General features: G+C 70.5%; 13 protein-coding genes and 2 pseudogenes. 5 read left to right on the top strand and 10 right to left on the bottom strand.

The genetic code is table 11. From position 1 onward, the window contains the following. Nucleotides 1–19 precede the first annotated feature (19 nt). The 4 genes from ACNAW0_RS13825 to ACNAW0_RS13840 are packed head-to-tail and all read left to right on the top strand — an operon-like array spanning nucleotide 20 to nucleotide 2,853. Complete coding sequence (locus ACNAW0_RS13825) at nucleotides 20–544, top strand: DUF2231 domain-containing protein (RefSeq protein ID WP_416288229.1); 525 nt, start codon at nucleotides 20–22, stop codon at nucleotides 542–544. Further along, the gene (locus ACNAW0_RS13830; RefSeq protein WP_416288230.1) at nucleotides 544–939 is read left to right on the top strand and encodes a hypothetical protein; all 396 of its coding nucleotides are present in this window, start codon (nucleotides 544–546) and stop codon (nucleotides 937–939) included. The genes ACNAW0_RS13825 and ACNAW0_RS13830 overlap by 1 nt, the downstream gene beginning before the upstream one ends. 1 nt (nucleotide 940) lies before the next feature. Beyond that, the gene (folE, locus tag ACNAW0_RS13835) at nucleotides 941–1,555 is read left to right on the top strand and encodes a GTP cyclohydrolase I FolE (RefSeq protein WP_416288231.1); all 615 of its coding nucleotides are present in this window, start codon (nucleotides 941–943) and stop codon (nucleotides 1,553–1,555) included. Nucleotides 1,556–1,593: 38 nt separating this feature from the next. Beyond that, on the top strand, nucleotides 1,594–2,853 hold the full coding sequence (locus ACNAW0_RS13840) for an NAD(P)/FAD-dependent oxidoreductase (protein WP_416288232.1): 1,260 nt from the start codon (nucleotides 1,594–1,596) through the stop codon (nucleotides 2,851–2,853). A gap of 187 nt (nucleotides 2,854–3,040) precedes the next feature. Here ACNAW0_RS13840 and tnpA read toward each other — a convergent pair whose 3' ends face one another. Further along, entirely contained in the window at nucleotides 3,041–3,472 is a 432-nt protein-coding gene (tnpA, locus tag ACNAW0_RS13845) for an IS200/IS605 family transposase (RefSeq protein ID WP_416288256.1), read from the bottom strand. A gap of 198 nt (nucleotides 3,473–3,670) precedes the next feature. On the opposite strand from tnpA, the pseudogene ACNAW0_RS13850 reads away from it, so the two are divergent. Further along, nucleotides 3,671–4,372 (top strand): annotated as a pseudogene (locus ACNAW0_RS13850) (RNA-guided endonuclease InsQ/TnpB family protein); the annotation flags it as partial. Nucleotides 4,373–4,529: 157 nt separating this feature from the next. On the opposite strand, the gene ACNAW0_RS13855 reads toward ACNAW0_RS13850, so the two are convergent. From ACNAW0_RS13855 to ACNAW0_RS13895, 9 genes and pseudogenes are all read right to left on the bottom strand, one after another. Beyond that, complete coding sequence (locus tag ACNAW0_RS13855) at nucleotides 4,530–8,390, bottom strand: family 78 glycoside hydrolase catalytic domain (protein WP_416288233.1); 3,861 nt, start codon at nucleotides 8,388–8,390, stop codon at nucleotides 4,530–4,532. A 35-nt stretch (nucleotides 8,391–8,425) separates the two neighbouring features. Continuing rightward, nucleotides 8,426–13,147 carry a family 78 glycoside hydrolase catalytic domain gene (locus ACNAW0_RS13860; RefSeq protein ID WP_416288234.1) on the bottom strand — a complete coding sequence of 1,574 codons (4,722 nt, stop codon included), beginning with the start codon at nucleotides 13,145–13,147 and terminating at the stop codon, nucleotides 8,426–8,428. 51 nt (nucleotides 13,148–13,198) lie between these two features. Then, complete coding sequence (locus tag ACNAW0_RS13865) at nucleotides 13,199–16,402, bottom strand: family 78 glycoside hydrolase catalytic domain (RefSeq protein ID WP_416288235.1); 3,204 nt, start codon at nucleotides 16,400–16,402, stop codon at nucleotides 13,199–13,201. A gap of 200 nt (nucleotides 16,403–16,602) precedes the next feature. Further along, nucleotides 16,603–16,767: pseudogene (locus ACNAW0_RS13870) on the bottom strand (heterodisulfide reductase-related iron-sulfur binding cluster); the annotation flags it as partial. A gap of 1 nt (nucleotide 16,768) precedes the next feature. After that, on the bottom strand, nucleotides 16,769–18,289 hold the full coding sequence (locus ACNAW0_RS13875; protein ID WP_416288236.1) for a rhamnulokinase: 1,521 nt from the start codon (nucleotides 18,287–18,289) through the stop codon (nucleotides 16,769–16,771). A 5-nt stretch (nucleotides 18,290–18,294) separates the two neighbouring features. After that, a complete protein-coding gene (locus ACNAW0_RS13880; protein ID WP_416288237.1) occupies nucleotides 18,295–20,325 on the bottom strand; it encodes a bifunctional aldolase/short-chain dehydrogenase in 2,031 nt (676 codons plus the stop codon). 163 nt (nucleotides 20,326–20,488) lie between these two features. Further along, nucleotides 20,489–20,710: a LuxR C-terminal-related transcriptional regulator gene (locus ACNAW0_RS13885; protein WP_416288238.1), complete on the bottom strand. Its 222-nt coding sequence runs from the start codon at nucleotides 20,708–20,710 to the stop codon at nucleotides 20,489–20,491. Nucleotides 20,711–20,821: 111 nt separating this feature from the next. Then, on the bottom strand, nucleotides 20,822–22,003 hold the full coding sequence (gene rhaI, locus ACNAW0_RS13890; RefSeq protein ID WP_416288239.1) for an L-rhamnose isomerase: 1,182 nt from the start codon (nucleotides 22,001–22,003) through the stop codon (nucleotides 20,822–20,824). After that, complete coding sequence (locus ACNAW0_RS13895) at nucleotides 22,000–22,341, bottom strand: L-rhamnose mutarotase (protein WP_416288240.1); 342 nt, start codon at nucleotides 22,339–22,341, stop codon at nucleotides 22,000–22,002. The genes rhaI and ACNAW0_RS13895 overlap by 4 nt, the downstream gene beginning before the upstream one ends. Between the last annotated feature and the right edge of the window lies 1 nt (nucleotide 22,342).

The raw sequence follows: 22,342 nt of genomic DNA on the forward strand, positions 1-22,342 counted from the left end.
AATACTGGGGGTAGGTCCCGTGCGCCCATTGGAACAGGTGAAGCAGCCGGTGACCGTGCTCGCCGGGCGGTACGGGCATCCCGTGCATCCGGCGCTGGCGGCTGTGCCGATCGGCGCCTGGGTGGCCAGTTTCGTGTTCGACATCGCCTCCCACCTGGTGCACGACGCCGGGTTTCTCGCCCAGGGGTCCCGATGGCTGATCGCCTTCGGGGTGCTCGCGGCGGTGGCAGCGGCGATGGTGGGATTCCTGGACCTGGTCGCCATCCCCACCGGTACCCGCGTGTTCCGGATCGGTCTGGCGCACATGTCGATCAATCTGGTGGTCACCGTGGCGTACGTCGTCGGGTTCCTCATCCGCGGCGGTACGGGTACGGGGCCGGTGGGCTGGGGCCCCCTGGCGTTGTCCGCGGCGGCCCTGGCCGGGCTGACGGTGTCCGGCTATCTGGGCGGCGAGCTGGCCTACCGGTACGGCGTGCGGGTGGCGGACGAGGCCACTCAGGCACGGGGCTACGAGGATCACACAATCAAGAAGGAGCAGTTCTGATGGCTGTCGCGGCATTGATTACATGGCTGGTCACCGCCGTGGCCGGGTTCGTCATGCTCGGCCAGTGGGTTTCGCGGGGCGGGCACCGTCCGGGCAGCGGCACCCGATTGGCGCCAGGGCTGGTATTCACCCACTTCGCGCTGGCCGCGGTGGGACTGGTGGTGTGGATCGTGTACCTGGTCGCGGACAAGGCCGCGCTGGCGTGGGTGGCCTTCGTGCTGCTGTTGCCGGTGGAGCTGCTGGGGTTCACGATGCTGGCTCGGTGGATCCCGGCCCGCCGCAGCGGTACGGCCGAGTCGCGTTTCCCGGCCCCGGTGGTGGTCGGGCACGGCCTGTTCGCCGCGGCCACGGTGGTGCTGGTGCTGCTGGCGGCGTTGGGTGTGGGTGGCAGCTGACATGACGGTGGCCCTTGAGATGACGGTGACCCCGATGCGGGTGGCCCGGCAGCAGCCCGCGCGTGATCTGGCCGCCGCGGAACGAGCGGCGGCGGCGTTCCTGACCGCTCTCGGAGTTGACCTGGACCGCGACGGGTTGGCCGCCACGCCGGGGCGGATGGCCCGCGCGTACGCGGAGCTGCTGACCCCTCGCGAGTTCGCGCTGACCACATTCGACAATGATGAAGACTACGACGAGCTGGTCGTGGCGCGGGCCATCCCGATCCGTTCGGTGTGCGAGCACCACCTGCTGCCGTTCATCGGAGTCGCCCACGTCGGCTACCTGCCCGGCGCACGTATCCTGGGCCTGTCGAAGCTGGCTCGGGTGGTGGAGCTGTTCGCGCACGGCGCCCAGGTGCAGGAGCGGCTGACCAAGCAGATCGCGGAATGGCTCGTCGAACACCTGCAGCCGAAGGGTGTCGGGGTGGTCGTCGAGGCAGAGCACCTGTGTATGACCCTGCGCGGAGTGCAGGCGGTCGGGGCCACCACCGTCACGTCCAGCCTGCTGGGGACGCTGCGCGACGATCCGCGTTCACGCGCCGAGTTTTTCGCCCTGGCCGGCCTGCGCGCCGGCTGACCACTGACTGCTGACTGCTGACTGCTGAGGAGCTCACCATGGTTGACTCGCCCGCGTACGTCATTGTCGGGGCGTCGCTGACCGGGGCGAAAGCCGCCGAAGAACTACGTACCGCCGGGTTCGCCGGCCGGATCCTGCTCATCGGCGAGGAGAACGAGCGGCCGTACGAGCGGCCGCCGTTGTCCAAGGGGTACCAGCTCGGCACCGACCCGCGGGACAAGGCATACGTGCACGATCCCGACTGGTACGACGCCAACGGGGTGGAGTTGCTGCTCGGGGTACGAGCCACCGGGCTCGATCGGGCCGCGCACGCCCTGCTGCTGTCCGGCCGAGACCCAGTGCACTACGACAAGCTGCTGCTGGCCACCGGGTCACGGGTGCGCCGCCTCGACGTGCCCGGCGCCGACCTGCCCGGAGTGCGATACCTGCGCACACTGCCCGACGCCGACGCGCTGCTCGCCGACCTGGGTACGGCGGAGCGGGTGGTGGTGGTCGGCGCGGGATGGATCGGCCTGGAAGCGGCGGCTGCCGCCCGGCACCACGACGCGGACGTGACCGTGGTGGAGGTGGACCGCGCGCCGCTGCGCCGGGTCCTCGGCGACGACGTCGCCGCGGTGTTCGCCGCCCTGCACCGCGCCCACGGCGTCGCGTTCCACTTCGACGCCGGAGTACGTCAGTTCCGGGCCGACGGCGAGGGCCGCCTCGCCGCCGTGGTGCTCACCGACGGCACCGAACTGCCAGCCGACCTCGCCATCGTCGGCGTCGGGATCACCCCGGCCTCCGAACTCGCGCTCGCCGCCGAACTGACCGTTGACAACGGCATCGCCGTCGATGCCGGGCTGCGCACCAGCGACCCCGACATCTACGCGGCAGGAGACGTCGCCGCGCTCGCCCACCCGCTGCTCGGCAAGCGGATCCGGGTCGAGCACTGGTCCAACGCCCTCAACGGTGGCAAGGCCGCCGCCCGCGCCATGCTCGGCGAACCCGTGGCCTATGACCGGGTGCCGTACTTCTTCACCGACCAGTACGACCTGGGCATGGAATACGCGGGCTGGGTCGAACCGGGCGGCTACGACCAGGTCGTCTTCCGCGGCGACGCGACCATCCACGACGGGACGCCCCCGCAGTTCCTCGCGTTCTGGGTGTCGGCCGGGCGGGTGCTCGCCGGGATGAACGTGAACGTCTGGGACGTCCAGGACGACATCCAGGCCCTGGTGCGCGCCGGCTGGGCCGGCCGTGAGGTGGACCTTGGCCAGCTCGCCGACCCGAGCGTGCCCCTGCGCGCGCTCATCCCCTGAGCTTTAGCACCCATGTATCGGACCCCAGCGCCGCTCGCCGGCTGCAGCTGACACATCGCCGAATCGCCAGGGGGTGAACAGCAGGCCGAGGTCGCTGGGCACGGTGGCCTGGATCATCATGGCGCCGCCCCATCGTCAACATGACTTAGCGAGGAGGCCCGGTCCTTCAGGGCCGGGAGGAATCGCGTCACGAGCCTGGGCGTTTCTGGTTTTCGATGTACTCGCGGATGACGGCGGTGGACGCTCCACCACATGATCCGGCGAAGTACGACGGTGACCACAGGTGGCCGTGCATGATGTGCCGGTTGATCTGGTCGGTGAATTCCTGCCGTAGGTAGTGTGCGGAGACGCCTTTGAGCCGGTTGACCAGGGCCGATATCGGTAGTTTCGGCGGGTAGTGGACGAGCAGGTGGACGTGGTCGTCTTCGCCGTTGAACTCCCGCAGCTGGGCACCGAGTTTGTCGCACACGTCGGCCATGATCTGTCTGCACCGGGTGAGCATGGCGTCGTTGAGCACGTCCCGCCGATACTTGGTGACGAAGACAAGATGCACGTGCAGGTTGTAGACGACGCTGCGGCCACGGCGAACATCCGGGTCCGGGGCCCATCGAGGTGACATAGACCAGATGGTGGACTGTGGACGGTGAAGATCGTCGTGCAGGTACGCTTGTTCCCCGACGCCGGCCAGGAAGCGGCGTTGCGGGACACGCTGAACCTGTGCAACGAGGCCGCGAATCTCGCGTCGGTTGAAGCGTTCCAGCGGCGGGTCTATGGGAAACAGGCGCTGCAGCGGCTCACCTACGGCCGGTTGAAGGCGATGGGCCTGTCGGCCCAGCCCGCGATCCACGTCGCCCGCAAGGTCGCCGGCGCGTACGCCACCCTGAAAGGACCACGCGGTATTCGGTTCGGCTGCTCTGACGCGCAGTACGCGGTGCTGTCCGCCCACCGCAAGGGCGAGTCCGACCTGGTGCACCGTGACGGCAAGTGGTTCCTGTACGCCACCTGCGACATCCACGACATCGAGGTGAAAGAGCCCGACGGGTTCCTCGGCGTGGACCTGGGTATCGCGAACATCGCCACCACTAACGACGGACCCGACACAGGCAAGGGCCTGAACCGGGTGCGCCACCGCAACCAGCGGCTACGGGCCAAACTTCAGCGCATCGGCACCAAATCTGCCAAGCGGCTGTTGAAAGCCCGCCGCCGTAAGGAAGCCCGGTTCGCCGCCGACACGAACCATCGCATCGCCAAGCAGATCGTGACCGAGGCCGAACGCACCGGCCGCGGTATTGCCCTGGAAAACCTCACGGGCATCCGCGACCGGGTACGGCTCCGACGGCCCCAGCGGGTCACCCTGCACTCGTGGGCGTTCCACCAACTCGGCCAGTTCATCGCCCAAAAAGCGAAACGGGCCGGGCTGGCGGTCGTCCATGTCGATCCGGCGTACACCTCGCAGGGCTGCTCGGCCTGCGGGCACATCGCCAAGGCCAACCGGCCTAACCAGTCCACTTTCCGATGCACGTCGTGCGGCTTCGCTGAGCACGCCGACGTCAACGCAGCCCGCAACATCGCCGCACGGTGTCGCGGACTGGGCAGCCGTCAGCCTGCCAAACGCGGCGTGACCGATGCAGCCAGCACCGAACACGATCCGCAAGCTCGGCCACTTCAGGGCCACTTCAGGGCCGAGAAGCTGACATCGCCGGTTCGGACTGGCTCACGAACCGCCAGACACCGGCACCCACCGTGTGGACGAGGTATCCCGGCTCCATCCGTCGCGCCGATACCAGCCCACCCGGTGATGCCTCGACGTCCTGCTCTCGCTCGGCCGGAACATGCACCTCTGCGGTGGCGCCCACCGGCACCACGACGGTCAACTGGAACTCACCGTCCATGCGCCGCCACGCCGCGGATACGCGGCCGCGTACCGTGTCCATGCCCAGCGATGCCGCCGACACGCCACTACGCGCGTCCGGTCGTACGACGAGCCGCTCCCAGCCGTTGGCGGCCGGCCGCAGCCCCGCGACGTTCTCGAACAGCCACTGCACGACTGTGCCCTGGAAGTAGTGCTGGCGGGACCGGGTGGACGTCGGCCACATCTCCCACATGGTGTCGGCGCCGTTCTCGACCCAGAATCCCCAACTCGGGTACGTGCGCTGCAGGGCGATGCGGGCGGCCACGTCGGGATGGCCGTATGCGGTCAGCACCGGCAGCAGCACGCTGGTGCCGAGGCAGCCGGTGTTGAGGTGCCAGCCGCGCGCCTGGACGTCGGCGACCAGGTTGTCGACCACCGCCCGAACCATGCCGTCGGGCACCAGCCCGAACGCCAGCGGGACCGCGTTCGACGTCTGCCGGTAGCCCGGGTCCTTGCTCGTCCGATACAGCCCCCGCGCTCGGTCCAGGAAGGTCTCGTTGAGCCGGTCGCGCAGCCCCGCGGCCGCTTGCCGCAACCGGTCCGCGTCCGCGTCGTGCCCGGTCAACTCGCCCACCTCGGCGACCGAGATCAGCGCGCGGTGCAGGTACGCCGTCGCGGTCAGCCGCGTGTCCTCCGGCGGGTTGCCGCCGGTGCCGGGCGACAGGTAGTCGCCGAGGGCCGTCACGGCCAGGCCGTTCTGCAGTCGCCCGAGCTCCCAGTCGAGGTAGTCGACCACCGGTTCCCAGTGCTCCCGCAGCAGCCGGTCGTCGCCGTACCAGCGGTGCATCTCCCGCAGCAGGAACGGATAGACCGTGGTCCACTCCGGGGCGGGCGCCAGTTCCCGGTATCCCCAACCGCCGCTCGGCACGATCACCGGCACCTGCCCCGAGGCGACCTGACTGTCCCGCAGGTCGCCGAGCCACTTGGTGAAGAACCGGGAAAGGTCGAGCAGGCCCGCCATGGTGGGCGCGGCCACCTGCGCGTCGCCGGTCCAGCCGTTCTTCTCGTACATCGGGGTGTCTGTGGGGACGCCGTGCAGGTTGTTGCGCACCGTGCGGCGCATCATCTGCTCGAACTGCTCGAACAGCGGTTCGCTGCACCGGAACTCGCCGGCATCACGGACATCGGAGTGCGCCACCTGCATCGTCACGGTGCTGGTGGTGGCCGCCGCGGGCAGCCCGTCGAGCTGCGCGTACCGGAAGCCCTTGTACGAGAACTGCGGCTCCCACACCTCCTCACCGCCGCCGCGGGCGATGTACTCGTCCTGCTGAAACCGGGCGCTCTGCACGTTGCCGTTGGACGCCTGGACTGTGCCGTCGGCGCGAAGCTTCTCTCCATAGAGGATGCGGATCGTGGTGCCGGCCGGGGCGGTGACGCGCAGCCGGACCCAGCCGGCTGTGGTTCGCCCGAAGTCGGCCACCCAGACACCGGCGCGCGGCGAGGTGAGCGTGACCGGGGCGACAGACTCGATCACCCGGATGGGTTCGTGCTCCTGGGCACGTAGCGTGCCGGCCGGGGCGTCCAGGACGTTCGCCTGGGCCCACCCGGAGTCGTCGAACCCGGCCGTCGGCCAGCCCACCTGCTCCTGCCGGGCGTCGTAGGTCTCCCCCGCGTACAGAGAGTTGGACAGCGTGGGCCCGGAGGTGATCCGCCACGCCGAGTCGCTGACGATCTGTGTGTTCGACCCATCCGGGTGCTCGACGACGAGGCGGGCGATCAGGCGGGGTTCGCCATGCCACGGCGGCTGGTGCCAGCGCCACACGTTGTTCGTGGTCATGCCGAAGAAGCCGCGGCCGAGTGCGGCGCCGAGCACGTTCTCCCCGACCGTCAGCAGGTCGCTGACGTCGTAGGTGGCGTACAGCACGGTCTGGTCGTAGTCGGTGAAGCCGGGGTCGAGCACGGCGTTGCCGACCCGCCGCCCGTTGACGTGCAGCACCTGGTAGGCCAGGCCGCTGGCGTACAGTCGGGCCCGCAGCACCGGCTTGGACAGCCGGAACGCCCGCCGCAGCAGCGGCGCGGGTCGTTCCTCCACCGGCGGTTCGACGCCGCTGCCCCACGGCCCCTGCCCGTACGGTGCCAGCACCACCACCGGCGACCACGCGGAGTCGTCGTACCCCGGCTGTTCCCAGCCGGTCTGGTCCGCCTCGGACGTGCGCCACCGCGCATCGGTGACCAGGAGCAGTTCCTGACTGTCGGCGGTGCGGATGACGAGCTTTGCGATGAGGCCGCCGGGGTTGACCGACGCCCCCGGGCGGTTGGTGGCCACGGCCGCCAGGACAAGGTCACCGCCGACAGTCTTGCGGACCTGCTCGGTGACGTCGGCGATGCGGGCGGTGCGCCAGCCGTCGGTCTGCTGTGGTGCCGACAGGGTGAGCTGACCGCCAAGATAGGCCGTGAAGTCGTCGTCCGCACTCATGATCAATCGGGCGGAGGCGACATCGAGCCCGGCGGGCAGGGCCAACCGGCCCCGGAACCAGCGGGAGCCCACCGGTGCGTTGTCGACGGTCGCCCCCGGCCCCCAGATCCACGCGGTGCCGACCAGGTCCAGCGCCCGCAGCCGCGGAACACTGACGTTGCTACCCCACGGTCCCTGGCCGTAGGGCACCAGCACGCCCACCGCGGCCCAGCCGCCGTCGTCGTGCCCCGGTTCCTGCCAACCGGGCTGCTCGGACTCCACGCAGCGCCACGACCCGTCGGTGACGAGCGTGAACCGCTCGCCGTCCTCGGTCGTCACTACGAGCTTGCCCAGCAGTCCGCCCGGGTTGACCGCCGGGCCGGGCCGGTTGGTGGCCAGGGCCGCGACGGTCAGGGTGCCGCCGACGGCGGCGCGAGCGAGTTCGGTGACGTCGGCGGCCTTGGCGCTCTTCCAGGCGTCGGTCTTTTGGGGGGCGTGCAACACCTGAGTGCCGTTGAGATACGCGGTGAAGTCGTCGTCGGCGGTCATCACCAGGTGGGCGGCGGCGACCTGCACACCCGACGGTAGCGCCAGACGACCACGCAACCAGCGTGGGCCGACCGGCGCGTTGTTGGCGGTCGCATCCGTCGACCAGATCCAGGAGGCGCCGCTGAAGTCCAGGGGCGCCGCCTCGACATCCGGTTTCGCCCCGATCCAGCGGGCCGTGCCGAAGCCCTCGTCGAGCAGCCCGGTCTCGAACCAGGCGGGCGTGCCCCAGTCGGTGGCCTGCCCAGATGCGTCCCACAGCCGCACGCTCCAGTAGTACCGGGTCCGCGGCGCCAATGGTGGCCCCTGGTAGGCGACACCCACCGCACGTGGCGAGGTCACCTTGCCCGAATCCCAGACGTCGGCCATGTCGGGCTTGAGCCGGTCCGGCCGGGTCGCCACCAGGAGCTGGTAGGCGCTCTGGACGGCATTGTGTCCGGTTGCGGTGGCCGTCCAGGACAGGCGGGGCTTCCGGACGTCCGTGCCGAGCAACTGGTGGGCGTACTCGGTGGTCAGCGCGGTCAGGCGCAGCGGGCCGGCGCCCGGGGGCGGGGCCGCCGCAGCTGGCTGTCCGGCCGCGACGCCGAGCGCTGCGGCCCCCGCTCCGGTCAGGCCCATGCCAAGCAGGGTTCGTCGGCTCACCGCCGGCTGCTGCCCCGGCCCGGCGGGGGGTGACTGGGTCATCTCCTTCTCCTCCACGTGGATACGGCCTGGCCGCGTTACCGGGGCGCGCCGGACGGGTGGGACGGGTCGGTCGGGTACGGCATCGCCCATACATCGGCGATGGACGGGTCGTACGCGGTACCGGTGTGCTGGAAGCGCACCCGCACCACGCCGTCGTGAGTCGCCTCCGGCAGATCCACCACGACCTGGTAGGTCACCGTCCCCACGCCACCCGTGGTACGTCGGTACGAACGGGAGTGCGCCACGACGCCATTGACGAGGATGTCGTATTCCTTCAGCTGCGGCTGGTCGTAGGTTTCGATCGCCCGCAGGATGAACGGCTTGCCGGGCTCGACGGCGAGATCGAACTCGAACCACCCGCCGGGGTAGCTGACGTTGGTGTAGCGGCGGGTCAGGCCGGCCTCCACGTTGGTGCCGGAATGCTGCGAGGCGGTGAGATTGTGTGCCCGTTCCGAGGCCGCGTCACCGAGGTCGACGTGGTCGAGCATGACCGATGGCGGGTTGGGCAGGCGTACCGGGATGCCGAGCGCGCGGCGTTCGGAGTCGGTGACCCCGACGGCGACCTCGACGTTCGCGGTGCCCTCGGTCACCGTCAGCGGGGCGGTCACCGGTGTCTGCACCGTGGCCTCGGCACCGGGGGCCAGGTCGTATGCGGTGTCCGGGCCGAGCTGCCACCCCGGCGGTGCCGTCGCGGTGAGGCGGCCGATCGCCGGCACCGCCGCACGGTTGCGCAGCACCGTGTGCAGCGTCGTCCCGGTGCCCGGCGTCACCTCGGCCGGCTGTGCCTTCACCGACACGATGGTCACCGCCGGGGCGACGTTGAGCGTTGCCGCGACGGGCGCGGTGGCCGTACCGGCCTGGTAGCGGTAGGTCAGCGTCCCGGCCAGGGTCACCGCTCCGGCCGCCTGGCCGGCCGGGATCCGCACCTCGTAGCGGTGGGTGATGGTCGCTCCGGCCGCGGCGCTGCTGGCGTGTGTGCCGACCCGAGTGACCTCCCACCCGGGCGGAACGTCCAGCGCGGAGGCGAGGCCGGTCAGCGGCCGATCCGCTCCGTTGTGGATGGTGACCGTGGCCTGCAGCGTCTCGCCGGGCAGCCGCTCGGCGGCCGCCAGGTCGAGGCGGGCCACGGCGCCGATCAGCGCCACCGAGGCGGCGGACAGCCGCTGGTCGACCTGCCGGAGCAGCGCCGAGACCTGGTCCGCGGTGGACTGGGCGACCTGGCCCACCGTGACCTGGTTGGCCAGCCAGCGGTCGAGGTCAGCGGCGGTGGCCAACCCCCGGTGCACGTCCGCGGCCGTGGCGGGCGCGTCACCGGCGATGTGATGCTGCTGGGCCGCGCCGGTCTCCCGCTCGAGTTTGCCGAGCTGGGCACGCAGGTGCGCGACCACCGACCGGTCCAGGTCCGTGCCATCTAGCAGCGTGGTCAGCGCCTCGACCCGCTGCCCGGCCTCGCCCAGGTCGCCGAGGACCCGGTCGATGGCGAACGAGTACGAGCCGGACCCGATCCGCAGGACTGCCACGTCGCCGTCCATCTCCACGAACCGTACGTGGTCGGCCTGTTCGGCCGGCCGGCCGGATTCGGTCACCGCGTACCGGCCGGGGGCCGGCAGGCGGACCGTGGCGGTGGTGTTGCCCGGCACGATCACGTTCAGGCGGAGGTCGCCGCGCTCGTCGAGTTCCCAGTCGGTGCTGATACGGCCCTGCGCTGACTGGTATCCGGCGCGGGCCCAGGTCAGATCGCCGCCGGGCTGCGGGGCGATGGTGACGTGGGCGTAGCCGGGATGTGCCGCATCGGGCTGAATGCCGGCGATGGTCCGGTACATCCAGTCGCCGACCGCGCCGTACGCGTAGTGGTTGAACGAGTTCATCCCCACGTCGCCGAAGCTGCCGTCCGGCATGATCGAATTCCAGCGTTCCCAGACCGTGGTGGCGCCGTTGGCGATCTCGTATCCCCACGACGGGTAGGTGTCGTTGAGCAGCAGCCGGTAGGCCACATCCAGGTGGCCGGTTTCGCTGAGCGCGGGCAGCAGATCGGGGGTGCCGAGGAAGCCGGTGGCAAGATGCCAGTCGTGCCGCTTGACGTTGGCCACCAGCCGCTCGGCTGCCTTGGCCCGCAGCCCGTCGGGCAGCAGGCCCATGCCGATGGCGAGCACGTACCCGGTCTGGCTGTCGCCCTGGACGGTGCCGTCGGCGGCGACGTAGGCGTCCACGAACGCCGATGCGATCTCCTTTGACAGCGCGGCGTAACGGGCGGCGTCAGCGTCCTTGCCGATGGCCGCCGCCATCTCGCCGAGCAGCCGGATGCTGTAGGCGTAGTAGGCGGTGCCGATGACACCCGCGGGGGTGGGATCGTTGAGGTTGAGCCAGTCCAGGTACGGGCCGGCGTTGGTGCGTCGGTTGCCGGAGCTGGTGGCCTGCAGCCAGGACGCGTAGCGGGTCATCGACGCGTAGTGGTCCTCGATGACCCGGGTGTCGCCGTAGCGTTGCCACAGCGTGTACGGGACGGTGATGCCGGCATCGGCCCAGCCGGTCGCGCCGTCGCCGCAGCACACCCGCGGGGCGACGTCGGGGTAGGTGCCGTTGGCCGACTGCGCGTCGCGCAGGTCCTGCAGCCACTTGCTGAGGAAGGTCAGGCTGTCCATGTTGAACGTGGCGGTCTTGGCGAAGACGTTGATGTCGCCGGTCCAGCCGAGCCGCTCGTCCCGGGCGGGGGTGTCGGTGGGGATGGACAGAAAGTTGCCGCGCTGGCCCCAGGTGATGTTGCTGTGCAGCTTGTTGACCATCGCGTTGGAGGTGGTGAACTCGCTGGTGAGCTTCCCGTCGGTGTGCATGACCAGGCCGGTGACGCTGGCGAGGTCGGGGGTGCCGGGGATGCCGGTCAGTTCGACGTACCGGAAGCCGTGGAAGGTGAAGGTCGGCTCGTAGACCTCGTTCCCGCCGCCGGAGAGGGTGTAGTAGTCGGTGGCCTTCGCCGAGCGCAGGTTGGCGGTGTATGCGGTGCCGTCGGGGTTGAGTACCTCCGCGTGCCGGATGCGCACCCGGGTGCCGGCCGGGCCGTTGACCTTGAGCCGGACCTTGCCGACCATGTTCTGCCCGAGGTCGAAGATCCAGGTCCCGGGGGTGGGTTGAGTCAGGGTCTTGGCGGGCAGTTCCTGCACCACCCGCACCGGCGGGTCGGCCTGGGCGACGAGTTTCGCGGTGGCGCCGGTGTCGTCGGTGCTCGCCGCCGGCCAGGCGGAGTCGTCGAAGCCGGGCCGGTCCCAGCCGGCGGGCATCCGGCGGGCGTCGTAGGTTTCGCCGTGGATCAGGTCGGTCTGCAGGAACGGGCCTGGCGTGACCCGCCAGGTGCCGTCGGTGCGTACCGTGTCGGTGCGGCCGTCGGCGTAGTCGATGAGCAGTTGGGCGCTCAGGTGTGGGCGCGGGCCGTAGTGGCCGGTGCCGAACGAGGCGATGGTGCCGGCGTACCAGCCGTCGCCGAGCAGCGCGCCGATGGCGTTGTCGCCCTGTCGCAGTTGGTCGGTCACGTCGTAGGTCTGGTACTGCACCCGCTTCTGGTAGTCGGTCCAGCCCGGCGCCAGCTCGTGGTCACCGACCCGCCGCCCGTTGAGCGACAGCTGGTAGACGCCGAGCGCGGAGGCGTAGATACGAGCGCGGGTGACCTCGCCGTTGACGTGGAAGCCGCGGCGCAGCAGCGGGTCGGCGTCCAGGGCGACCAGCATCGCCTCGGTATTGCCGGACACCCGCAGCCCGTCAGAGGTGAGGCTGCCACCGGAGAAGGGGTTGTCGCCGTTGGTGAGCGGGGCCGCAAAGAGGGTCTTGCCGCCGCTGGTGACCGACAGGTCGGCGAAGACGCCGGACTCCTGCCCATCGGTACGCAGGCCGATCGCCCCACTTCGGTGGGTGGCATTACGCGTCACGTCGACCTGGGTGCCGTCGACCCAGGTGGTGAAGGTGTCGCCCGCTGCGGTGATGCGCAGGGTGTGCGGGGCGGTGAGCTTGTCAGCCGGCACGACGTTGCCGAGCGGCACCTCCTTCAACACCGTCCAGTTGCCGTTGCTGCGCACGTGCGGGCGGAGTTTCGCGCTGCCGCCGGTGATGGAGAACTGCCACATGTAGGCGTTTCCGGCACCCCGGGCCCGGAAATAGACGCCCGCAGCGTCCCGCTCGAGCCGCAGCGTCGTCTGCACGGTGTAGTCGGTCCACGATTCGGTGGGCGTGGGCATGCCGATCCAGTCGGCCTGCCACCCGGCGGGGCCGCCGACGCCGGTCTCCCATGAGGCGGGCGCGCTCCAGCCTGAGGCGCGGCCCTCGGTGTCCCAGACCCGCACCTGCCAGACGTAGCGGGTGCGGGGCTGCAGGGCCGGGCCGGCGTATTCGACCAGGGTGCTTTGTGCGGAGGTCACCCGGCCGCTGTCCCACACGTCCGCGTTACCCGAGGTGAGGCCGGAGCTGCTGGTGGCCACCCGGATCTGGTAGGCCTGTTGCACCACGCCCCGGTCCTTTGAGGCGATCGTCCAGCTCAGGCGCGGACGGGGCCTGTCCAGGCCGATCGGTTCGATCGCCCGTTCGGTGCTCAGATCGGTGATGGCCAGTCTCTCCGGCGCCACTCCCGCCGCGGCAGCGGTGGGAGTGGCGCCGGGGACCAGCAGTGATAGGCACAGCAGCAGCGCGGCCGATGCCGCCACCGCCGCACGAGGCCGTCTGGTCGGTTTGGTGAGCCGGATCGGACTACCTGCGGTGGCGGCACGAGTGCCCATCACTGCCTCCTAACGGGAATGCTCAGCGTGGTTGCGAAGCGGAGTCTGGTTTCAGCTGCGCCGGTCGCTCATAACCACCGTCCGACCCGGCTCAACCTGTGCGGCGATGAAGCGCGCACCGGCGACAGACTTGGCCGGCGCCCTGCCTTCGGAACGCACGTGCAGGACCCGGGCATCCTCGATTCCGAGCTGGGCCAGGTCGAGTTCGATGCGGCCGGTCACGTTGGGCGGCAGAGTGACCGCCAGCTGGAAGGCGTCCCGGCGGTCAAGATCCACCTGTACGGGGCCTCGGATGGTGGGCACCTTCGCCCGCAACCAACTCAGTGGGCCGGGCTGGGGGGCGATGAGCATCTCGCGAGCGCCCGGGGCCAGAGGGCGCACGCCGGCGACGAAACGGGGCACGATGTTGGCCGGCGCCGAACCCCACGCGTGCGAGAAGGTGGTGTTGGACTTGATCGACGGGTCCCACGCCTCCATGACGATGGTGGCGCCGAGGTCGTCCATCATGTGCAGCCAGGAGGACTGCTCCCGGCTGGTCAGCAGTGCGTGGGCGGCGTGACCCAGCCCGGCCTGGTAGAGCGCCTCGAGCAGGAACTGCGCCCCGTAGACGCTGACCCGCATGCCGCCGGCGGCGAGCCACTCGCCGAGCGCTCGGACGTTGCGTTCCTCGGCGACGCCAAGCGCCAGTGGGAAAGCGCTCGCGTGCTGGGCATGGTGGTCCGTGCCCACCCCGTCGCGGTAGGCGCCGAGCGTGGCATCGAACAACTGCGCGTTGGCCGCCGCCCGCAGCCGCGCGGCCAGTTCGGCGTACCGCTGCTCGTCCGCGCCGCGACCGAGCACCCCGGCGATGCGGGACAGGGCACCGAACGCGGCGTACTGCCAGGCGTTGATGACGGTGTTGACGCGGGTGAAGATGTAGCCGTCCCGGTTGGTCGTGGGCCAGTCGACGAGGTCGGCGTTGCTCTGGCTGGAGCTGCCGGGGTCCTTCTCGACCAGCCCGGTGGAGTTGAGCGCCTTGTCGAGCTGCCGTGCCATGAAGAGGTCGTAGTCGGCCGCGAGGTTCGACGGGTCGCCGGTGGCGAGGTAGTCCTCCCAGGCGGTGATGACGGTCTGCAGCCGATACTCCGCGGGCCAGGTCGGCCGGCGGACGAGGTACGACGTGGAGTACCTGGCCAGCGCGAAGGACCGCTGGGTGCCGTACTCGGAGAGCTGGTTGATGATGGCGTCGCCCTCGTAGGGCCCCCGCTCACGCGTGGGCGTGTCCTGGTAGAGGTCCTGCCGGGTGGCCTCGATGGAGTAGCGGCACATCGCCCAGACCCGGTCGAGGTCGGGGTCCGAACTCTCGAACGCGGCGTCGTCGTCGTTCCACGACAGCTTCAGCACCGCCGCCTCAAGCGCGTCATGGAGGTCGAGCTGCGAATCGGCGACCAGCTCGACCCACCGGAAGGCGCGGTAGCCCCAGTGTTCAAGCTGCTGCCAGCCGTCGCGCAGCGTCCAGACCTCGCGATAGGTCTGCCCGGCGCGCAGGTTGTACCGGGCGCCGGTGGCCGTGCGTTCCTCCCCGAGGCGGACCTCCACCGTCTGTCCGTCGGTGCCGGTGACCGAGAGCCGGATGCCGCCCACCACGGCGCGGCCGAGGTCGAACAGCCACCGGCCCGGTCCGAGCTGCTCCACCGCCCTCGGGCGCAGGTAGGTGTAGGCCATGTTCGTGACCCACGCGGGTTCGAGCCGGCGGGTCAACGATGCGGCGGCGGCCGGTTCCCAGCTCCCGTCGTCGAAGCCGGGACCGGTCCAGCCGACCGGTTCGTGCCGGGCGTCGAGGTACTCCTGCGGCGCCTGGTAGTAGCCACCCCCGGTGATGCCGGCGGGCGGACGCCAGCGGCCTGCCCGCCGGCTGCGCCAACCGTCGCCGGTCGCGACCACCTGGCGGGTCCCGTCGGCGAAAACGACGACAAGTTGGGCGAGGAACGTGCGCTCCTGCGGCGAGTAGCACAGCGCCGCGAGCGCGTTGCGCCCCGGCACGAGCAGGCCGGTCACGTCGTGGGTCTGGTAGCGGGCCTCGCCGGCCATCGCCCGGACCGGCCCGACCCCCGCGACGGCCTCGTTGAGCCACAGCTTGTAGACGTACTGCCGGGTCGGCTCGGGTGACTGGGCGGTGGCGTAGACGAACGCGGCGGCGATCGGCTTGTCGGGCAGCACCAGCTCGGTGCGCAGCAGTGCCCAGTCATTGCTCTCGGCGAGCGAGGCCAGCAACGACCGGCCGCGGTCGACGACGAGGTCCCCGCCCTGGACGGTGCCGCCGGTGAACACGCCGGGGCCTGAGGAGAAGTCCTCGTCGACGAGGCGGGTGCCAGCGGGATCGGTGAAGGACACCGAGTGGAAGCGCTGCGACTCGGTGCTGCCGTTGCGGAATCCGATGCTGCCGGAGGCGTACGTCGTGTCGACGGTCGTGTCGACCAGGGTGTCGTCGAGGTAGGTGCGGATGGTGGAGTCAGTGAGTTCGACCCGCAGCCTCAGCGGGGTGCCCGTCGGCACGGGCATGCCGATGGGTCGCTCATTCAGCACCGTGTATGTGCCGCTGCGTTGGACGTGGGTCTTCAGCACTCCGGGAGAGCCGGCACGCAGCTGCCACAGGTAGTTGTTGGACGTGTCCCGCGCCCGGAACCAGAGGCTCGCGGCGACGGAGGTGATGGTGACCGACACCTCGAAGGTGCCGTCGTGCAACGTCCTGCGGTCGTCCGGCGCCCAGATGGGCTCGGCCGTCCATGTGTCGCCGGCCGCGGTGACGACGGCCTGTGGGGCCGACCAGCGCGAGACGAGGTCGGGCGTCATCCAGGTGCGGACCCGCCAGTGGTAAAGGGACGCGGGCTCGAGCGGCGGACCGGCGTACTCCACGGCGGTCGAGTCGCTCGAGTCGATCCGCCCGCTGTCCCAGACGACGACGCCGCTGGAGAGCAGTTGTTCGCGGGTGTGCGCGACCTGAACCTGGTAGGCGACCTGCCGCGGCGCCGGACCGAGCGCGGGCACGATCCAGCTCAGCCGCGGCCGCTCCGAGGCCACTCCCAGAGGCCTGTCCAGCAGCGACGTGAGCAGGCCGGACGGTACGGGACTGTCCGCCGGTACGGCCGCCGCGGGTGTTCCGGCGGCGGCGAGCCCGGCAGCGGAGGAGGCGGCACCGAGTGCCACGACGCCGCTCCCGGCGAGAAGACGCCGGCGGGAGAGACCCGTGGCGGGGCTGGCGACAGGCTTCTTCATACCCGCACCTCAATCTGAATCGTTTCAGGCAGGCTACGCCGGGGGCGCGTCCCCGTGAAGACGATGGCCGTGGCCGGATCCGGCCACGGCCCCCCGCGGCACCTCCTAAAGGGCGGGTCCTATACGCACTGGCCCGACGACTGAAGGTCTCCCCCACCCCGGTCCACCCGCCACACCGCTGCTCACTCAACCAGCGGCAGCGCATCTCGCTGGTAGCCGGTGTTGACGTGCATCAGCCCGCAGCAGGTCTGCTCGGTCGGGAAGACCACCTCGTGGCCGAGCCGCTCCAGCAGCCGCACGGTCGCCTTGGCCGCCTCGGGGAACATGGTGTCGGCCAGGCAGGTCACGAACAGCGCGATCCGCACGTCACACCTGCACCCGTCGGGCAGCCGCCCGCCACGCGGCCGACTCGCGGCCGGGCTCGTAGCGCACGATCTCCTGAGTTTGCCGCAACAACAGCCGGAGCGCAGCCAGGTCGTCGCCGACGACGCCCGCCGCCCGGGCCTGCACCAGCACGTTGCCGATCGCCGTGGCCTCCACCGGCCCGGCCAGCACGGGCAGGCCGCAGGCGTCCGCGGTGAGCTGGCAGAGCAGGGCGTTGCGCGCGCCGCCGCCGACGATGTGCACGGCGTCGATGTGACGGCCGGAGAGTTCCTGGACCTGCAGCACCGCCCGACGGTGCGCCAGCGCCAGGCTGTCGATGATGCAGCGGACGACGGCGGCCGGCGAGTCGGGCACCGGCTGACCGGTGCGGCGGCACGCCTCGGCGATGCGGTCCGGCATGTCGCCCGGCGGCAGGAACGCCGGCTCGTCGACGTCGACCACGCTTCGGAAGGCGGGCTCGCGGGCGGCGGCGGCCAACAGGCCGGGTAGGTCGGGGCTCCCCCAACTGCGCAGCGACTCCTGCAGCGGCCACAGGCCCATGACGTTGCGCAGGTAGCGGATGGTGCCGTCGACACCGCCCTCGTTGGTGAAGTTCGCCCGCCGGCTTGCCTCGGTGAGCACCGGCCGGTGCAGCTCGACGCCGACCAGGGACCAGGTGCCGCAGGAGATGTAGGCGAAGTTCTCACTGGTGGCGGGTACCGCGACCACGGCGGAGGCGGTGTCGTGGGAGCCGACCGCCACCACGTCCGGCGTACCGGGCAGGTCGAGCTCGGGCAGTGCCGGCCCGATCCGGGTGCCGGGCTCCCTCAGCGGCGCGAAGATTTCGGTACGGATGCCGGCGTCGACCATCAGATCGGTTGCCCAGGCGCGGTTGTGCAGGTCGTACAGCTGGGTTGTGGAGGCGTTGGTGGCCTCGGTGCCGATCTCCCCGGTGAGCCAGTAGGCGATCAGGTCCGGGATCATGAGCAGCCGGTGGGCGGCGGCGAGTTGCGGCGAGCCAGCGGCCGCCACGAGTTGGTAGAGCGTGTTGAACGGCAGTTGTTGCAGCCCGGTGGTGGCGTAGAGCCGCTCGGCCCCGAGCCGTTGGGTAACCCGTTCCAGGACACCCTCGGTACGCGCGTCGCGGTAGTGCACCGGGTTACCGAGCAGCGCGCCGAAGGAGTCGAGCAGCCCGTAGTCGACCGCCCAGGAGTCGACGCCGACGCTGGCGACCGGACCGGCCGAGCGCAACCCGGCGAGCACGTTGCGGTAGAGGGCGAGGATGTCCCAGTGCATGGTCCCGCCGACGCGTACCGGCTCGTTGGCGAACCGATGCGCCACCTCCAGGCGCACGACGTCCCGGCCGACACGGCCGACCATGACCCGACCGCTGGAGGCACCGAGGTCGACGGCCGCGACCTCGATCTCCCCGGACCCGCGGGGTCGCGGGGCCGGGGTCGGTGCCACGCCCCCGGTCGCGGCCGGCATGTCCGGCCAGGCCGCCGGACCTGGTCGCTCCGGCATCATCGTCACCGCAAAAAGGCGGCGGCGACGCCGGCGTCGACGGGAATGTGCAGGCCGGTGGTGTGCGACAGGTCGCCGGCGGTGAGGGCGAACACCGCGTTGGCGATGTGCTCCGGCAGCACCTCCCGCTTGAGCAGGGTTCGCTGCGCGTAGAACTCGCCGAGCTTCTCCTCGGGTACGCCGTACACGGCCGCTCGGTCGGCGCCCCAGCCGCTGGCGAAGATGCCGGAGCCGCGGACAACCCCGTCCGGGTTGATGCCGTTGACCCGAACGCCGTGCGCACCGAGTTCGGCGGCGAGCAGCCGCACCTGGTGGGCCTGGTCGGCCTTGGCCGCGCCGTACGCGACGTTGTTCGGGCCGGCGAACACCGAGTTCTTGCTGGCGATGTAGACGATGTCGCCGCCGACGCCCTGGGCGATGAGCACCCGGGCGGCCTCCCGGGAAACCAGGAATGAGCCCTTCGCCATCACGTCGTGCTGCAGGTCCCAGTCCCGTGCGGTGGTGGCCAGCAGCGACTTCGACAGCGACAGCCCGGCGTTGTTCACCACGAGGTCGACCCCGCCGAAGGCGAGCACCGCGGCCCGCACGGCCGCGGCGACCTGCTCCTCGTCGGTGACATCGAGCGGTACGGAGACGGCGACGTCCGGTCCGCCGATCTCGCGGGCGACGGTTTCGGCGGCGGCAGCGTCCCGGTCGGTGACCACAACGCAGGCGCCCTCGGCGGCGAGCCGGTGGGCGATCGCCCGGCCGATGCCGGACCCACCGCCGGTGACCAGCGCGATCCGGGTCGCGAGGGGCTTGGGCCTGGGCATCCGCTGGAGCTTGGCCTCCTCCAGCGCCCAGTACTCGATGCGGAACTTCTCCGCCTCGTCGATCGGGGCGTACGTCGACACCGCCTCGGCACCCCGCATGACGTTGATGGCGTTGACGTAGAACTCGCCGGCCACCCGCGCGGTCTGCTTGTTCGCCCCGAAGCTGAACATGCCGACACCGGGCACCAGCACGATGGCCGGGTCGGCACCCCGCATCGCCGGGCTGTCCGGGCCTGCGTGCCGCTCGTAGTAGGCGCGGTAGTCGTCCCGATAGGCGGCATGCAGCTCCTTGAGCCGCGCGATCGTCTCCTCCAGTCCGGCGGTGGGCGGCAGGTCGAGCACCATCGGCCGGACCTTGGTCCGCAGGAAGTGGTCCGGGCAGGAGGTGCCAAGCGCGGCCAGCTCCGGCATCCGCTCGCGGCCGACGAAGTCAAGCACCACGTCGCTGTCGGTGTAGTGGCCCACCTGCGCCCGGTCGGTGGAGGCGAGGCCACGCAGTACCGGGAAGAGGGTGGCGGCCCGAGCCCGGCGCTCCTGCTCCGGAAGCGGCTCGTGCACCACGGCACCGAACGGCTCGGGACGGCCGTGCTCGGCGAGGTACCGGGCCGCGGTGGCGATGATCTCGCGGGAGTTGGCCTCACACTCGTCGCTGGTGGCACCCCAGGCGGTGATGCCGTGCCCACCGAGGATGACGCCGATCGCCTGCGGGTTGGCCTGCTGCACGGCGGCGATGTCGAGGCCGAGTTGAAAGCCGGGCCGACGCCACGGCACCCAGAGCACCCGGTCGCCGAAGATCTTCCTGGTCAGCTCGGGTCCGTCGGCGGCGGTGGCGATCGCGATCCCCGCGTCCGGGTGCAGGTGGTCGACATGCGCCACCTCGACCAGACCGTGCATGGCGGTGTCGATGGACGGCGCGGCGCCGCCCCGGCCGTGCAGACAGTAGTCGAAGGCGGCGACCATCTCGTCCTCGCGCTCCACGCCCGGGTAGACGTTGACCAGCGACCGGAGCCTGTCGAGCCGGAGCACGGCCAGCCCCCGCTCGGTGAGCGTCCCGAGGTCCCCGCCGGATCCCTTGACCCACACCAGGTCGACGGGCTCGCCGGTCACCGGGTCGGTCTCCACGCCCTTTGAGGAGGTGTTACCGCCGGCGTAGTTGGTATTGGCCGGGTCGGCGCCAAGCCGGTTGCTGCGGGCCAACAGGTCGCGCACCGTGGGGTTCGTCATGGTGTCCTCGGCAGTTCTCGGGGCCGGCACGCTCGCGGCGTGCCACGTTGCATTCGGGCTGGCCGGCACATGGGTGGCGGCCGTCAATGCTTCGAAATATGAAACGTTTCAGGTTCGCGTCGACATTACGAGGGCATCCCTGGTGCCGTCAAGCGGTCGGCCGTCACACCAGACCGCGCCGGGCAGCCCACACCACCGCCTGGATCGGCGTACTGACGTTCAACCGCTTGCAGATCACTTGCATGCGACGACGGACGCTGCGTTCGGACAGGTGCAGTTCCCCCGCGACGCTCGCGGTGAGCCGTCCCTCGGCGAGCAACGCGAGCATGGCAATCTCGTCGTCCGTCAGTACGACCGGCTCAGCGGCCGGCGAGTGGTCGAGCATCTGGCAGTCCTTTCGCCCGGGGGAAACGAAGGGATACGGCCACGACACCGGTGGCCGGTCGGTCGACCTGTGTGGTCGGCGATCGGCCACGGCGATCACCGGTGACGGAAGTCAGGCACCCCAGCCCGCCTGCTCTCCGCCGACCCGCTCGGCGCTGACCCGCTCCAGGTAGCCGGACCGCTTGTAGGCCGCGACCGGGTCCGGATCCAGGCCCATCTCCTCGCGCACCTCGCGCAGCAGCGGTCGAACGTCGGTGTTGTACGCGTCCATCAATACGGCGTTGGCCTCCAGCACGTCACCGGCCCGCTGTGCGGCAGTCAGCGCCGACACGTCGACCAGCAGCGCCTTGGCGGTCGCCTCCTGGACGTTGAGCACTGACCGGATGACGGCCTGCACCTTCGGCTCGATGTTGTGGCACTGGTCCAACATGAACGCGATGCCGTAACTCGGGCGCAGCGCGTCCGCCTGGACGATCTCGTGCATGATCCGGAACAGTTGGAACGGGTCGGCCGCCCCCACCATCAGGTCGTCGTCGGCGTAGAACCGGGAGTTGAAATCGAAGGCGCCCAGCTTCCCGGCGCGCAGCAGGAACGCCACGATGAACTCGATGTTCGTGCCCGGTGCGTGATGGCCGGTGTCGATGACCACCTGTGCCCGCTCGCCGAGCTCGACGCAGTGCGCGTACGCCGTACCCCAGTCCGGCACGTCGGTCATGTAGAACGCCGGCTCGAACAGCTTGTACTCCAGCAGCAACCGCTGCCGACCGGTCAGCCGGTCGTACGCCTGCCGCAGCGCCTCCACGAGCCGGTCCTGGCGGTCGCGAACGCTGTCCTGCCCGGGATAGTTGGTGCCATCGGAGAACCACAGCTTCAGGTCACGCGACCCCGTGGCGTCCATGACGTCGACGCAGTCCAGCAGGTGCCCGGTGGCCTTGCGCCGCACCGCCGGGTCGGGGTTGGTGACCGAGCCCAGCTTGTAGTCGTCGTCCTGGAACACGTTCGCGTTGATCGTGCCCAGCTCGATGCCCTGCTCCTCGGCGTACCCGGCCAGCGCGGCGTAGTCGTCCACCCGGTCCCACGGGATGTGCAGTGCCACCACCGGCGCGACACCGGTGAAGCGATGCACGGTCGCCGCGTCCGCCACCTTCTCGTACGGGTCGCGGGGCACGCCCTCCTGCGCGAACACCTTGAACCGGGTGCCCGAGTTGCCGTACGCCCAGGACGGTGTCTCGATGCGCTGCTCGCGCAGGGCATCGAGGACTCGTCTGCGCGTGGTCGGGTCGATCTCGGTCATTGTTGCTCTCCCAGTTGCTCTTCGAGATGGAAGATCTCGGTAAGGACGCGGAACCCGCGGTCGGGTCGCCCGCCGGGCAGGTCGGCGAAGAACGGGGCCATCTCGGCCTGCCACCGCGCGTTGACCTCGGTCGTCTCCATTGCCGCGAGCGCGGCGTCGAGGTCCTCGGCCAGGAAATAGCCGACCAGCAGTCCGTCGTCACGAAGAAAGAGTGAGTAGTCGTGCCAGCCCGCGCGCTTCAGCGCGGCCAGCATGTCGGGCCACACGGCGGCGTGGCGGCGCCGGTACTCCGCCATCCGGTCCGGCCTGACCTGGAGGGTGAAGCAGATCCGGCGCACA

Source organism: Micromonospora sp. SL1-18 (assembly GCF_047921505.1).
Taxonomy (GTDB): domain Bacteria; phylum Actinomycetota; class Actinomycetes; order Mycobacteriales; family Micromonosporaceae; genus Micromonospora.